Here is a 15713-nt window from a genome sequence, read left to right on the forward strand (position 1 = left end):
TATTCTACTTCTTTGCCTTACTCAGATTATAGCTTTCAGGATCTATAACATGGAGAAAGCTGCCGAACTACACATTACAGAGCGAGAAGCTATTTTTCTCAAGGGCCAGCTCGAAGGATCACTCAACCACAGTATCACCGCTACCAAGGTATTGGCCTATCTGGTGGAAAAAGATCTGCTGAGCGATAATTTTGATTCGATTTGTAAAAATCTGCTCAGTCAAAACCCCTTCATTGATGCCCTACAGCTGGTGAAAGGGGACACCATCATCAATACCTATCCCCTGGCTGGCAATGAAGCCACTATCGGCTATAATGTTGGCAACAATTCTGCCCATAGGGAAGAGGTCGAACAGGCAAAGCTGAGGGGTGAATTATATTTTGAAGGACCCATCAATCTCATCCAGGGAGGTAAGGGAATCGTAGGCAGGGTACCTATCTCCAGAGACGGAGTGTTCTGGGGGTTTTCTGCCGTGATTATCCGACATGAGACACTCATAAGAGCCCTCAATATAGACCCCACAGGAATGAATGATCAATTCGTCTATCAACTGATAAAAATCAATACAGATGGTAAGGAATCCAATCCATATTTTCAGCATGATCAAACCATTGATAGTGGTATCTACAGTGAAGTAACAGTCCCCATTGGAAACTGGATCATATTGGTGAAAATGAAACAGCCGCAATACTGGGTAAATGCTGTGACTTTTTCCTTGTTGGGGATACTCCTTTCTGCTCTACTGGGGGTATTCAGTTGGTTTTTGGCCGTTCAGCCCATGCGACTAAGAGCACTTGTGGCCATGAAAACCAAAGATCTCAAAACCGCCAACAGAACTCTCCAGAAAAAAGCCAAGGAGCTGGAATTCTCCAACAGCGAGCTAGAGCAGTTTGCATATGTAGCGTCACATGACCTGCAGGAGCCCTTGCGAATGATTACTGGTTTTCTCAATCAACTTGAGAAAAAGTACCTTAATCAGCTGGATGAAAAGGCCCTGAAATACATTCACTTCGCCAAAGATGGAGCCATACGCATGAAACATATCATTCTGGATCTGCTGGAATTCTCTCGTGTGGGAATACTTGAGGACGCGCTTGAGCAGGTAGATACCCGCCAAATGGTCAATGAGGTGTGCATGCTGGAAAAACGAAATATTGAAGGCAAGAATGCCAAAATAAACATCCATAATTTACCTGTCATTGAATTCTATCAGGTTCCCTTTTTACGAATCCTCAGGAATCTTGTAGGAAATGCGCTTAGATACAACAAGCCCGACACATCCCCGATCATCACCATCTCCTCTACCACTCATGATGATTACTGGGAGTTTTCGGTTTCTGATAACGGTTTAGGTATTTCAGAAGAACACTTTGATAAAATATTTGTACTTTTCCACCAGGTAGACCCGGGTCATGGGGGTTCGGGTATGGGATTAGCCATTACCAAAAAATTAGTTGAAAACCTGGGTGGTGAAATTTGGGTAGAAGCGGAATTGGGTGTAGGCAGCACCTTTTATTTCACCATTCCGAAGATGAGAACTCCAACCAATAAAAACCTATGAGGAAACCAGTGCACATATTGTTAGTAGAAGACAACGAAGGGGATATATTACTAACCACTGAGGCACTGGAAGAAAGCGAAATTGCAAATAAAATAAGTGTAGTACGAAACGGAAAGGAGGCGCTCGACTGGGTATTTAAGCGCCATCAACACGAAAATTCAGAAGCACCAGACCTTATTCTTTTGGATGTCAATCTTCCGCTGAAAAACGGTCATGAGGTACTCCAAGCCATTAAAAGTGATGATAATGTCAAACATATTCCTGTGATCATGCTGACCACATCATCGTCTGAAAAAGACGTACACTTGTCCTATCAATATGCGGCCAACTGCTACATCACCAAACCAGTAGAAGTAAGCGACTTCCTCAACGCTATTTCCACCCTTTGTCGCTTTTGGATCAAGGTTGTTACACTCCCAAAAAGTAAGATCTAATGGCTAAGGATAAGAAGAAACTCATAGTTCTTGTGGTAGAGGATAATGACGGTGACTACTTTTTAGTAGAGGATTTCCTGCAGGACATGATTCTCGCTCCTGAGATTCATAGGGCGGTCAACTTCAAAGAAGCCAAATCATTTTTGTCTGAAGATCATCACGAGGTTCACGCCATTCTCCTCGACCTTTCGCTACCTGATAAGACAGGAGAACAGCTCTTACGGGAGATACTTGTTATCTCAAAAGGAATTCCGCTCATCATTCTTACCGGGTTCTCAGGTGAAGGTTTTGCCATCAAATCACTTGCTCTCGGTGCATCTGACTACCTACTCAAAGATGATCTCAACGCTACCATTCTCTACAAAAGCATTGTCTATTCCATTGAACGGGCTAAAAACCAGATCTCTTTAAAAGAGTCTGAGCTTCGATATGCGGAGTTGTTTCATCTAAGCCCTCAGCCCATGTGGGTCTATGACATTCACACACTTAAATTCATCCAGGTAAACAAGGCCGCCTGTGATCACTATGGATACACCACTGATGAGTTCCTTGCCATGACCATCAAGGACATCCGACCTCCTGAAGAAGTTCCTATGTTGGAGAGAACTGTACTCAGACGAGATGTACTCCTTCCCTACAAAGGGGTATTCAGGCATACCAAGAAAAACGGTGAAGTCATAACAGTGGAAATAAAAAGTGACATCCTGACGCACAATGGAAATAACGTACGCCTGGTACTGGTCAATGATATTTCTGATAAAAAGAAAGCTCAGGAGGAACTGCTCACCATCGCTCATCAGGTGGAAGATCGGGAGCGTACCCGCATTTCCATAGATCTGCACGACGGGCTCCAGCAAACCCTGGTCACTTCCTACATGCATTTTGAGTCCATAAAAACTGCCCTTGATCAACTTGACACGGAGGCTTCAGAAAGGTTCGTCAAAGGTATGGAAGTGCTCAATGAGGGGATAGAGCAAGTGAGAACTATTGCTCACGAGTTGATGCCCGCCAAGATAGAAAAAGAAGGCTATGTAGCAGCCATTACTCAGCTGCTGGACCAGATTGAGGGCTCCATCCAGTTCAAATTTGTGCAGAATCTGGGCGGAAAGCGGCTACCGTCTAATATCTCCCTGATCTTGTTTAGAATCAGTCAGGAAGCCATCAACAACATCATCAAGCACTCCAGGGCCACCATGGCCACCATGGCGTTGGAACTAGAAGGAAGCATTGTCAGACTTTCTGTGGTAGACAATGGCGTGGGATTCAGCATCGATAACCTGGCAAAAGACCATTCCATCTTTGGACTGAAGGCTATCGGGTCACGTATTCACTCACTGGGTGGGCTATTTGAACTGGACTCCGAAATTGGACGGGGAACCAGTCTGACTATCGAAATCCCTATTTACTAGCTCCACCCTCGATTTCAGTATAGATTAGGATCGAGGGAATCCCTAACTTGCACAGACTATGGAAACGTTCAAACTTCAAGAGGGTGAAGAGTATATTGAGCTCAATAACCTAATGAAAATCCTCAACTGGGTAGCCTCAGGTGGTGAAGCCAAAAGTCAAATAGATGAAGGCCTGGTCACTGTCAATGGTGAGGTAGAAACCAGAAGAAGAAAAAAGCTCAGATCAGGTGACAAAGTAGAGTATGGAAGCGAGGCAGCAATAATCGCCTAATCTCCCGACTCCTCCATTGGCTCCTGCTGGCTCAGGTGAAACCTCTTTACCTTACTCTTAAGCACCTCCACGATCTCAGACACTTCCTGTGTGCGCTGAGTATACTCAGACATGCCCGCTGAAAGCTGGGATGAGGAGCTCGCTACCTCCTCAGTGCCTGCAGCCGTCTCCTCTGCGATCACTACCACACTTTCCATCAGGCCTACTACCTTTTTGAGGTGATCGCTCTGTTGACTGGTAGCTTTCACTATTTCCTCTGACATAGAGAGCGTCTGCGCGTATGAAGTAGCCAACTCATCAAATGAGGCAGACGCATCTCTGGAAGCTTCCTCGCCCCCTTTGATACTGGCGCTCATTTCCCCAATCAGCTTGGCCGTACCACCGATGGCACCTTGTATTTCTACCACCATCACTTCTATCTCTTTGGCAGACTTGCCTGAGTCTTCTGCCAGTTTTCTTATTTCCTCAGCCACCACAGCAAACCCCTTACCGGCATCTCCGGCTTTTGCAGCCTCAATGGCCGCATTCAGTGCGAGCAGGTTGGTCTGATGTGCCACATCTTTGATGATGTTCAGAACCCTAGAGATTTCTCCCGACCTGTTAGATAAGATATTGATTGACTCATTGGTGTCTTTGGAGGTGGCAATGATGTCCTTCATACTATGATCCACTTTCTCAATGAGCTTCTTTCCCGTGTCACTCTTCTCCACTCCCCTCAAGGCACCCTGATTAATGGTGTCTGCCTGCTGACTTACATTATTTGAAAACGCTAAAATTCCCTCAATGAGCTTGGAAGCCTCGTCGATCCTGCTCACCTGATTCTGAGCCCCACTACTCATCTCTCCAATGGATGAAGCAATTTCACCAGTACTCAGGTTCATTTGCTCACTAGCCACAAACATCTCCTGTGAGGATGTGCCTATGGTATCTACCTGCTCGATGATCTCATGGAGTAGGTCAGAAAGATTATCGAGGGCATTATTGAAACTGTCTTTTAGCTGCAATACATCTCCCTTGGCATCATCTGTATAGCGCATACTCAGGTCGCTATCGGCCAGTGCATTCACTATTCGGTTGATGGTATTGAAAGGAACCAGTATAGACTCAAACAAATGGTTGATAGAAGCGCCCAGGGCTTTCCATTCACCTGATTTGGACTCCACGTCTATCCGCACGGAGAAGTCACCAGACTCCACCGCCTCGCCTATTACAAAATTGGTATCCTCAATGGCTCCCTGCAGGCTCTCTTGCTGCTCACGAAGCGCTTCATTTTGCTGCTTCACCTGAGCCGTGGCTTCATCTATTCTTCTCTGGAGCTCGCGCTGACCGGCTTTGATCTGCCCCACTCTCCACTTGTAGGCATATACACCTCCGGAAATGACCACTACCACCGCCAACAACCTGAACCACCAGGTAGCCCACCAAGGCGGTAAAATGGTGATTTTCAACGTTCGGGGGCTGCTGGACCACACTCCATCACTGTTGGTGCCATTCACATGGAAAACATAATCTCCCTGATCCAGATTGGTGTAAGTGGCTGAGCGCTTGGTGGCACCCACCTCCACCCAGGACTCATCAAAGCCTTCCAGCATGTAGCGGTACTTATTCTGCAAGGGCGAAGTGTAATCCAATGCCGCAAACTCAATGGTGATTACGTTTTCTCTATGGGTAAATGAAACCTCTGAAATCTCAGCCAGGGATTTGTTAATAATCTGGCGACCATTCAGGGTATCTTTCTGAGAAATGGACTGATCAAATACTTTCAAATCGGTAATCACTATTTTCGGATCAAAAGGACTCAGCTTGATCTCCTGAGGATCGAAGGCATTGAGCCCCTGAAGTCCTCCAAAATACATTTTACCTGTTTTCCTGGATCGTACGGAGGAGCTATAGTTGAATTCGTTGCCCTGAAGGCCATCGGATTTTGAGAAATTCTGAATGGTGTTCTCTTTAGGATCATAAACCGAAAGGCCTTTGTTGGTGCTGATCCATAGGTTTCCCTGATCATCCTCCAAAATTCCATTCACCACCGGATTAGGCAACAATGCATTCACCGGGGCAACAGTTAAGACTTTTGTCCGAATATCCATCAGGTTCATGCCACTGGCTGTCCCTATCCATAGCTGTCCCAGTCTGTCCTCATGCAAAGCACGGACATTATTATTGAGCAGCCCATCGGTACTTTCCGGGTCATGCCCAAAATTTCTGAAGGTGCCATTTTCTTTATCAAAGAGGCTCAGGCCACCCTCTTCTGTACCGATCCAAAATTGACGATTCTTATCCTCATGAAAGACCACAATCAGGTTTCCACCTATGCTCTGAGGATCATTGGGGTCATGGCGAAAATGCTCAAAGTCGTCACGCTCCCGGTTGTAACGCGAGAGCCCGGCACCTAACATACCGATCCAGAGGTTGTTTTCATAATCTTCTGTGATGGCCCAGACGTTCCTGTCACCTAGACTTCTGGGATTATCTGCATCGGGCATATATCGCACCACGCGTCCTGTCCTTGGGTTATACTTATTGAGACCGGCAGCATAGGTGCCCGCCCATAGGTAACCCAGTCGGTCTTCATAGATGGACTTGATGACATTGCTACTAATGGTGTTTCTGTTTGTAGGTGAATGTTTGAAGTGTCTGAATTCACCAGTCTCCTGGTCGAGCCGATCCAAACCACCCCCATCCGTACCAATCCAGATAGCACCATCACGCCCCTCGTGGAGGGCTATGACCGAATTAAAGCTCAGACTGTTGGACTCTCCCGGCACTTCTACATACAACTTAAACTTGGAATGATACTTACTGTACACATTCACCCCGCCTCTGAAGGTACTCACCCACAGGATACCCATATCATCCTTATAAAAATCATAGATGGCATCACTGCTAATACTTTCTTCGTCAAAAAGGCTCCTTTGAACATAGGAGAATGTATTCTTGAGAGGATCGTAGATATTGATCCCAGCTCCATCTGTGCCAATGAATATTCTACCCAAATCATCTTCATAAAAACAGGTGACAATGTTTGATTTTAACTCGTTTTTATTGGCGCTGTATTCAAAATGAGTAAACGAATCCTTTCCAGGATTATATCGGTAAGCACCTTCCCCATCTGTGCCAATCCAAATATTGCCGGACGAGTCCTTCATGAGTGGCTTCCGATTGGTTAACCCCATGTCATAGTTTTCTACATAATTGTAGTGCTTAAAACTTCTGGTCTTCAAATCAAAATAGTCCACACCTCCTGAATGAGTGCCCACCCAATACGATCCAGGCGCATCCTGAACGATGGAAAATACTGCATCATGACTGACAGTAGATTTATCGGCCGGATCATGAAGCAGGCGATCAAATGTGTCATCTTCCCAGTTATAGATGTTCAGCCCGCTGGTGGTGGCCACCAGCACATTTTTCTGATCGTCGATGAGTATTTTCCGCACGTAGTTGTTTGAAAGCGAGTGAGGATCTGCGGTATTTCTGTAGTGGGAGAAAGTTTCCGTCTCCCAATCGAAAATGCTGATGCCGCCTGTTCGTGTACCCACCCATATTCTGCCAAGATGATCTTCGGCGATTGTTGAAACAATGTTTCCACCAATAGAAGTGGGATCATCAGGATCGGTTTTAAAGATTTTGATGGAATAGGCATTGTACCTATTCAGCCCGTCTACCGTACCAATCCAGATAAACCCCTTACTGTCTTTGAATACACAATTAACCGTGCCTGTCGAAAGGCCTTCATCTGTATTCAGATGGGTAAATTTCAGATCTATATCCTGCGTGTGCCCTTCAAAAGCACTCGCGAAAAGTGCTATTGATAGTATATAAACCAATTGTTTGCACCATTGGAATCTCATCATGGGGTAGTGGGTTAAAGTGTGTTACTTCTGAAAGAAATATATCCAAATTTCCTATAGCCTACAAAGCAAAGTAGACAGTCCTAAGCAAAACATCGATGAAAGATGTATTTATCAATATTAAAAAATTCCTAAAATTTCTTTTAATCTTCCTGTACCGTTAGCCTTTAATCAGGGGATATCTGCAAGCTATCAAAAGGCTCTAAAACCTACGACACACAATGGCTGAACGATGGGATTCGTCCACCGAACGGGCACAAAAAAGGTGCTACCCCTTTCCAGAAATAGCACCTGATAGTCCCGTTTTGATTCTTTTACCTAAGCTGACTTCAATAGAGCCTCCAGCTGATCACCAATATCGCCAGATGGTCTGGCGGCATTGGCATCTATGATATTTCCTTCCCGATCAATGAGAATAAACCTTGGGATTCCCTGAATCAGGTAATCGGTAATAATGGTAGACTGCCATGCCCCTGGTGCATAGAGGTGGATACCTCCGAGTTTTCGTTCATTGACCATTTTTCTCCAGGGATCCGGCGAGCTATCTGTACTCACCGCCACAAACGCCACATCCTGCCCTTCAAATCGCTGCTGCAGCTTTTCCATATGTGGATGCTCTGCAATACAAGGGCCACACCATGTAGCCCATACGTCTATATACACAAGCTTCCCCTTGAAATCTGCCATGGTGAGGGTGTCCCCGTCTATGCTCACGTACCGGAAGTCCGGTGCCGGATTGCCGGGTTCCAACTTCTGAAACTCAGCGATCATCTGATCAATCTCGTCGACCCGCTCCGGATCCGGATTGAGCCCTTTCCAGGCAGCTACTATTTCGTCCCTTACCTCAACAGGAAAATAGGAATAGGAGTCCGAAACAAATTCATACATCAGTTGCTCCTTCAAAGAAGGCACCTGAATGAGGGCATTGATGGCCTCCACATAAAAACCAGAGTAATCTTCGGATTCATCTGCCCGGGCATAATAGCCCCTGGAAGCTTCTTTTTCAATACTTTCATCCACATAAGATCTAAATGCAGGGTATTTCAGCAGGGAGGTGTCATTGACATCCAGCGCCAGCTGAAAATCATAATAAGTGTCAGAAACACTAAAAGAATCCAGGTCGAGCAAAGAACGGTGAGCACTCTCATACCTCATTTTGGTCACTATGTCTGACCACTTGCTATTTTCACGGGTATAGGCGATGAACGCTGCATCATCAATGTTGAAATCAGCCATATAACCGAGCTCAATGGCGGAAACAGAATCCAGCGCTACCAGAAACTGGTCTTCCGGCATCTTGTACAAATCTCTTGTGCTCAAAAGTGAATCTCCGAGCAACACCATAGCTGCTTTATAGTTATTGATTTCGGCGCCTTTGCCGCTATAGGTCAAAGACTCATCAAACTCTGCCGGGTCCAGCGTGAGGTAGAGCTGGTCTCCGGGACGCAGGTAGAGGTAGGTGATCTCTCCCCCATGGCCAAATACAATGTCCACAGGAGTGGTGATGTCAAATGTCGTGGAAAACTTATTATCCGCATCCAGCGTGTCGGTAATCCGATCACCTCCCAAACGGAAAGTGATCACGTCTCCTATCGGATTGATGATTTCGCCAGAGATGGTAGTTGTCACTTTTTCGGGCTGGGGTGCACAAGCCCAGAGCAGTAACACCACTGATAGTTGGGCCCAGTTGTTTAGTTTGATCATAGTCAGGAACTTTGGTTGATTGAAATTATCATTTCCCCCTCAGAAAATCCACAAACCAATCGCTATTTATTGCTAATAATTAAATATCCTTGATTTCAAATACGGACCTCTATGACTACCGAAGCAATTGAACAATTGAAGTACCCCGTGGGTAAGTTCACAAAACCCGCACCAATCACCTCCAGCCACCTTCAGCACTGGACAGATACGATCGGCGCTTTTCCTGAAGCAGTGGCCACCCTGACCCGTTCGCTTTCCCAGCAGGAACTCAACTGGACCTACCGCCCGGGGGGCTGGACCATCAAACAGGTGGTACACCACTGTGCAGACAGCCATATGAACTCCATGATGCGCTTCAAACTGGCCCTCACTGAAGAATCTCCGTCCATACGGCCCTATCACGAGGATCGCTGGGCTGAGCTCCCCGACTCACTGGATGATGACATCAGCAATGCGTTGAATTTGCTCAAAGGACTTCATGGCAAGTGGGTAAAGCTCATTTCTGCACTTTCTGATGCGGACCTTCAGAAGACATACGTACACCCGGAACACGGCAAGTCTTTTACCCTGGCAGAGACCATCGGCACCTATGACTGGCACTGCCGTCACCACCTCGCCCACATACAGCTTGCCCTTGATCATCAAGGCAGATTTGATTTCTAAATACATTAACTTCAGCCAAACTCAAAAAACACATGGAAAACTATTCAGCATCCAACGCCCTCAAAACGACCAAAATCATTCACACTGCCCTGATGGGTGGCTGCCTGCTCTTCGGTGTGGTGGTATTGGTACTCAATGCCGAGGCCCCCACCGGCTCTACCCAGGATCAGGAATTTCTGCTTTATCTTCCACCGGTGGTGCTCCTTTTTGCGGCCATAGTGGCGTCAGTTTTATTTAAGAAAACCCTCAAACAAGGCCTGGCACAAAGCACTGATCTCAGAACCAAAGTGGCAGCCTTTCAAACGGCCAACATTGTGCGCATGGGGCTCTATGAAGCCACCGGACTCGTGGCGGTGGTGGTATGTTTTATCACCGGCAACCTCTACAACATGGCGGTGCTGCTGGTGGTGCTGGTCATCTTCCTGATGAAAATGCCTACTGCCTACCGCATCTCAGAAGAAGCGGGGCTTTCTCCCAAAGAAACGCGCGGAACTCTCAGGCCTGAAGGATTAAATGAACGCTGCCATTCAGGAATATCTCCTCACACTGGAAAGTGAATTTGTGCGGCATGCCAACCCTCAAATTGCCGCTCAGCAGGAGGCTTATCTCAAAAATCAATTTCGTTTTTATGGGCTGACCTCCCCGGTACGCAAAGCGGTACAAAAACCCTTTCTTGATAAAAATTACCTACCCCCTAAGCAGGACCTCCCTGGGCTGGTAAAAGCCCTGTGGGCAAAACCGGAGCGGGAATACCATCACTTTGCTCAGGAGCTTGCTTGCAAGTACCTCCGCCAGCCAGAACTCACCGATATGGCACTCTATGAGTACATGGTGGCGCATCACTCCTGGTGGGATACCGTGGATCATATTGCCAATAAGCTCATGGGGTCATACCTGCTCCGCTACCCGCAGACGCGCGGGGAATATGTGGAGAAATGGCTTTCCTCTGGTCACCTCTGGCTACAGCGCTCCGCCATCCTCTTTCAGTTGAAGTACAAGGAGGATACAGATAGCGCCTTGCTCAGCTCTGTCATTCATCGACTCCTTGGCTCGAAGGAATTCTTCATCAATAAGGCCATTGGCTGGGTGCTGCGCGAATACGCCAAGACCCACCCCGAATGGGTAATCCGCTTTGTAGAGGAAACACCACTGGCACCACTCAGCCGCCGGGAGGCCCTGAGAATATTTGAGAGAAGGGGCTAATCCCGGAGGGAAACCTCATCAAAGTACGATTTCCAGATACCTTGAACTTTTATCACGGTCGTTGTCCCAAACCAAGTCGTTCTTATAATACACCTTAACTGCTTGCATACTTCCGTTTGAATATTTCTTGACTTCACAATCCAGTCTTATGGAATCCATTCCCTCCATTTTCACTATTGTCGTCGCAATGGATTCATTGTTGGTGTGGTCGCTGGTAAATAGATCTAATATGTAGATCCCAGTGGATTGATCAAATTCAATGGCAAATCCTCCAGGATAGTCTAGCTGTGGTTCATTGAAAAGCACCTCATCCCCATCAATTAAATAGTAGACAGAAATGTCATCTGCCGAGATACTATTTTCGGTTGTGGGATTTAAAAGATCAGCCCCTGAATCATTTTTTAATGATAGAAAAACATTCATGCTCACAAAAATCCCATCGGTATTTTCCTCCTTACATCCAGTGAGGCAGGAAAGAATAATTAGTACAATCATCAATTGTCTCATAGTTTCAAATTTTATGTGAGAGCTCTGGTTTAACCCCTGGAATTCAACTAAAATGAGTATGCGCCCCAGTTACTAGAAGCACTGAGGTTTGTGCTCCTGAACTATTATAACCTACAATCTAACAGATTTGCGAATCAGTTTCAAGTAACTCAGAATAGGCATGGGCCATATCGTTTTGTTACATGCTTTTACTCCTTCTGATCTCATTTTCAAGCTTGAATACTTTTGAACCTAATCTCCTGACGCTTTTCTGACTGTCATCAATCAATTGGTCGGTTTCAAATAAGGTCTTTTGCAATTTGAAGGATATTCCACTCAATCTTCTTTCTTGAAATAATGAAATACACTTCGAGTCTGTAATCAGAACTTCATTAACTTCTTCAGTAATTTCTTTCAGTCTCCGATTTATCTCCCCATCATATTCTGCAGTCTGAAGATATTCGCTTTCAAGATGCAGTTTATCTTCATATATCGATTTAAGTCCTTGGCTCAGGGAGTCGTATAAAACTCCTTCACAAGTTTCCTTTTTGGATAGCTGACAGTTTTGAATGATCATTTTTTGCATTTTAGCGGATTGAGAGATTATGGAAGAGTGTAACTGTTTAATTAAACTCTTTTCTTGTCGGACTCGTCGATCAATCAACTTAATCTCAATACTCAAACTGTCGATGATTTGACCTATTGAATCAATAGCTTGCATTGATTTACTTACTTCATTCAGGCCCAGGTTTTGAGTAATGAACTTCATATTAGTGGTAAAATAATCAGGCAATTTTCGATATTGACTCACAATCTCTTTCTGAAGTGGCCTCTTAACCTCTGTGCACAGATGTATGCTTTTGATTAGTGTACGAACTGAATCTTGATAGTTACTTACACTGGTCAAGGCATTTTCAATTTCAGACTTATTTTTCTCAACTAATTCTGGTTTTTCAATTCTTGAGGGAGTTGGCCTTACAAACGGCCGATATCCTCTGGCAATGGCTTTCTGAAGTTTGAGAATTTGACCTTTATGATTGTTAAATATTTTCTGTTCCTTATTTAAAAACGATAAAGCTGCTTTACTCTGAAGATCATTTGCCTTAACTCTTCTATTTATTGGTTGAGTGAGTTCATTTGAAATCCTGATTTTTACTATTCTCGTTAGTTCTTTCGACTCTGAAGTTGCGGTTTTCTGATGTCGTTTTAGGTGAGAAATGGCTAGTTTATGCAATTTAATGGCATGTCCATATGCTTCAGTTCGTTTGGTCAAACTTCCAGATGCGTTCTCATATGACTTAGCAATTGAGTAGGATGATAGTCCAGTAAGTTTTGAATTTTTCGGATTGAATAAGTAACTCTGTTCCGCTGTTGATTGGAGATACTGAAGGTCTGATAAATACTCATACTTATCCAATTTCATGACATATTCTGTAGAGTCGATTTGTTTTTGATAAAGACTGTCGATTCTATCCAAATATGATTTCCATGCAGAGGATTCAAACGTTATGATAGAAATCGGAAAATCCACTAGTTGCCAGTTTGGATCAACTGGTAAGTGATCGGTAATCAAAGACTTTGGGTTTACTAAGAAATAATCGTAGTTGGGTTGAAGTTTAAATTTGTATTTATCATTTATATACGGTTTTTTGAACCACCGAAATTGCAATTCTTTGAACCATCGTTTTTTTTGATGCAGTACTCCGCTTCCCCAAGTTGCATCTACCAAGTACCACGAAGAGTCTAGCTTGACACCATTCCATGAATGATCCGCTTCAAAAAAAGGATCATCCTCATGATAGATAAAACCTCGACTATAGCCAATAACTTCTCTTGAAGAAATTCCTGCGTTTTGACATAGGGAAGCAAATAGAGCTGAATATTGATAACAAATTCCTTTTTTCCTTTTTAAAGTTTGTTTGGGAGAATAGGTCTTTGATTTGATGCTTTCTAAAGCCTTAACATCATATTTTATATTGTTGACAATCCAAGTATAAATGTTAAGTGCTTGTTGAAATTCAGATGAATCATTTTCCGTCAGATATTGTGCAAGTTTAATCGGTGACCTTGCAATGGAGGAAGGAGCCTTTTCATACTCTTGGTTTATCGATACCATTCTTTTTTGACCAAAAGCGATAGTTGATATGATGATTAGAAACAAGGTTAGACTTCTTGACAATTCTGATTTTAGTTTTATATATCCGGATGGCTTTTAATCGAAGCATACACTAGGCTACCGGGCGTATGTTCAAGCTGTGAATAGAACTAAAGTAGTGAAATCTGCCGCGTCCGGCAAGGGAAAGCTCACAACGGTTCCTAATAGCACTACGTCCCGAAAGTCAATAAGCTCCAACGAGCAGAAGCCATTAGAAAGCACTACCACTTCTCAGCGGCTGATTCATGGTGAGTTAGCACTGAAGTATGTAAAGTCCCAATTGGTGCATTCGTGCTAGCGACTGTTGGCATCAGTTCTTTCGATTTGCCTGTATCCAATAGAAGAGAATTCCTGAGAAGATTACTCCGAGAGTTGCCCAGCGAGTTCCAGAGTTGGGGTTCATCACAGTATTCACAAGCAGACCAATGGCTAGAACAGTTAGTCCGATTAACACCCATTTGAAAGATCGAGTTTGGAATTCAGTTTTCCCTTGTTCGATTGTTCGCTCGTCAGCCAAGTTCACTGACTTAATGAAGCCTGGGAGTTGGCTTAGAAACTTGTCGAAATCGTCTTTTTGAGGAAAATAGGTGTATCGGTAGAATTTAAACTGTTGGTTGTTCGTCAATGTTAGCCTGAATGAATCCAGTCCACGATCTTCTTGGTTCACATAGTCTATGATCCTGTTCCAACCGAGTTCAATGTTCTGTTCGTTACTAAGAAAAAATCTCTTGACCCAAATGGCTCGAAACGTTTCTTCAGTTAGTTCGATTCTTATCTTACCTCGCGATAGGATTGTTACAGGAATTATGGGTGAGAAGAAGAGAATTGCAATTGTTCCGAAGTTCACCAGATCTGGCCAATCTCTTGGAATTAGCGTCATCAAATAGATTGAAAGCCCAAAGAAGAATATGGCTACAGGAATTGCTCTCCAGTTAGAGTTAATGTTAATTTCGTAGCTCTTCATAATTGATGCCAACGACCAGATATGGCACGTGCCTCTGGTCTTTCAAATATCGTTAAAGTTTCCGTCATGCACTTCACCATCAGATAACTCAGTAGAGGTATGTGCTATATCGTTTGTTAGCTGGATGTAATTCGTTCGCTAAACAAATTCACATTTTCTGAAATCCTCCATTTCTCAAGTTCCTTAAATAGAATTGTCTTTTTGAAATCAGAAGAATCATACGCTAGTGACAAACTATCCTCAACACAGTCCCAATCACCGAGCGACTTGCTTTTGCTTTTCAAAACCTTTTTCATCAACAGGTATAACAAATTAGCCAAGTCGTGTCCGTTTACAAGTTCATAATCGGGATATGACTTTTGCTTGATGGCATCAAAGGCCATATTAATTTCGGCTTGTGATTTGATGCAATCGCTTTTACCATTTGAAAAGTTGACTATTGTTTCAATCAAGACGTTTTTACCAGCAAAATCAAAGTTGTTGTCCATTAATTTATTGTACCTCAATTGATTTCCATCTGCCATCTTTGGCTTGAATACCAGACCAAGATCATATACTTTGGCGGCCAATTTTAGGTAGCCAATCTCTCGTCCAATTTTTAGCAATTCTTCTCTGATAGTTGTTGATTTAGATGATTCAAAGTCTTTGATGCTTTTAGGAGAGCAATATTGATTAACGACATCAACCAAGGCGTCAGTTTTAATAACCATAACTTCAATGTCATGATCGTCGGTAACAAAGAGTCCGTCAATTTGGTGGTCAATACCTAGAATTCTGTTGAAGTCTAAATCAATGATGCCAATATCTCGATTAAACCCACGATCATCAAGTAGCTGAAGAACTTCAATGACTCTTTCATTACCGAATGCTTCAACAATTCTTATTTCTGATGAGTTAAAAAATTTCGAGTAGAACTTATAGTCCTTTTTCCCTTCCACAATTACATGGTATCCTTGAAATGTTGTGTCCATGCAGATTGCATTTGCAATCCTATCGGGTGTAATATGAT

Annotated in this window: 13 protein-coding genes; 7 read left to right on the forward strand and 6 right to left on the reverse strand. The window is 44.0% G+C overall.

What is annotated here, in order from left to right; translation table 11 throughout:
• Nucleotides 1–49: 49 nt before the first annotated feature.
• Genes GV030_RS05335 through GV030_RS05350 form a run of 4 tightly spaced genes read left to right on the forward strand, consistent with a single transcriptional unit; the run spans nt 50 to nt 3675 of the window.
• Nucleotides 50–1561, forward strand: a complete 1512-nt coding sequence (locus GV030_RS05335) for an ATP-binding protein (RefSeq protein WP_159580515.1) — start codon at nt 50–52, stop codon at nt 1559–1561.
• A complete protein-coding gene (locus GV030_RS05340) occupies nt 1558–1995 on the forward strand; it encodes a response regulator (RefSeq protein ID WP_159580517.1) in 438 nt (145 codons plus the stop codon). The genes GV030_RS05335 and GV030_RS05340 overlap by 4 nt, the downstream gene beginning before the upstream one ends.
• Nucleotides 1995–3404, forward strand: coding sequence for a PAS domain S-box protein (locus tag GV030_RS05345; protein WP_159580519.1), 1410 nt, complete (start codon nt 1995–1997; stop codon nt 3402–3404). The genes GV030_RS05340 and GV030_RS05345 overlap by 1 nt, the downstream gene beginning before the upstream one ends.
• Before the next feature lie 58 nt (nt 3405–3462).
• Nucleotides 3463–3675, forward strand: coding sequence for an RNA-binding S4 domain-containing protein (locus tag GV030_RS05350; protein ID WP_159580521.1), 213 nt, complete (start codon nt 3463–3465; stop codon nt 3673–3675).
• Here GV030_RS05350 and GV030_RS05355 read toward each other — a convergent pair.
• A complete protein-coding gene (locus GV030_RS05355; RefSeq protein WP_159580523.1) occupies nt 3672–7532 on the reverse strand; it encodes a two-component regulator propeller domain-containing protein in 3861 nt (1286 codons plus the stop codon). The genes GV030_RS05350 and GV030_RS05355 overlap by 4 nt on opposite strands.
• 315 nt (nt 7533–7847) lie before the next feature.
• Nucleotides 7848–9233, reverse strand: a complete 1386-nt coding sequence (locus tag GV030_RS05360; RefSeq protein WP_159580525.1) for a TlpA disulfide reductase family protein — start codon at nt 9231–9233, stop codon at nt 7848–7850.
• Nucleotides 9234–9344: 111 nt separating this feature from the next.
• On the opposite strand from GV030_RS05360, the gene GV030_RS05365 reads away from it, so the two are divergent.
• Genes GV030_RS05365 through GV030_RS05375 form a run of 3 tightly spaced genes read left to right on the forward strand, consistent with a single transcriptional unit; the run spans nt 9345 to nt 11099 of the window.
• Complete coding sequence (locus GV030_RS05365; RefSeq protein ID WP_159580527.1) at nt 9345–9896, forward strand: YfiT family bacillithiol transferase; 552 nt, start codon at nt 9345–9347, stop codon at nt 9894–9896.
• 32 nt (nt 9897–9928) lie between these two features.
• Nucleotides 9929–10453 carry a hypothetical protein gene (locus tag GV030_RS05370; RefSeq protein ID WP_159580529.1) on the forward strand — a complete coding sequence of 175 codons (525 nt, stop codon included), beginning with the start codon at nt 9929–9931 and terminating at the stop codon, nt 10451–10453.
• Entirely contained in the window at nt 10410–11099 is a 690-nt protein-coding gene (locus GV030_RS05375) for a DNA alkylation repair protein (RefSeq protein WP_159580531.1), read from the forward strand. Before GV030_RS05370 ends, GV030_RS05375 begins: the two co-directional genes overlap by 44 nt.
• 18 nt (nt 11100–11117) lie before the next feature.
• Here the strand turns inward: GV030_RS05375 and GV030_RS05380 are convergent, their stop codons facing one another.
• From GV030_RS05380 to GV030_RS05395, 4 genes are all read right to left on the reverse strand, one after another.
• Nucleotides 11118–11606: a hypothetical protein gene (locus GV030_RS05380; RefSeq protein WP_159580533.1), complete on the reverse strand. Its 489-nt coding sequence runs from the start codon at nt 11604–11606 to the stop codon at nt 11118–11120.
• A gap of 178 nt (nt 11607–11784) precedes the next feature.
• Nucleotides 11785–13764: a transglutaminase domain-containing protein gene (locus tag GV030_RS05385; RefSeq protein ID WP_159580535.1), complete on the reverse strand. Its 1980-nt coding sequence runs from the start codon at nt 13762–13764 to the stop codon at nt 11785–11787.
• 286 nt (nt 13765–14050) lie between these two features.
• Nucleotides 14051–14704 (reverse strand): hypothetical protein, encoded by a 654-nt coding sequence (locus GV030_RS05390; protein ID WP_159580537.1) that lies wholly within the window; start codon nt 14702–14704, stop codon nt 14051–14053.
• A gap of 116 nt (nt 14705–14820) precedes the next feature.
• Nucleotides 14821–15675 carry a DUF4435 domain-containing protein gene (locus GV030_RS05395; RefSeq protein WP_159580539.1) on the reverse strand — a complete coding sequence of 285 codons (855 nt, stop codon included), beginning with the start codon at nt 15673–15675 and terminating at the stop codon, nt 14821–14823.
• Between the last annotated feature and the right edge of the window lie 38 nt (nt 15676–15713).

Origin of the sequence: Marinoscillum sp. 108, assembly GCF_902506655.1 — a bacterium.
GTDB lineage: Bacteria > Bacteroidota > Bacteroidia > Cytophagales > Cyclobacteriaceae > Marinoscillum > Marinoscillum luteum.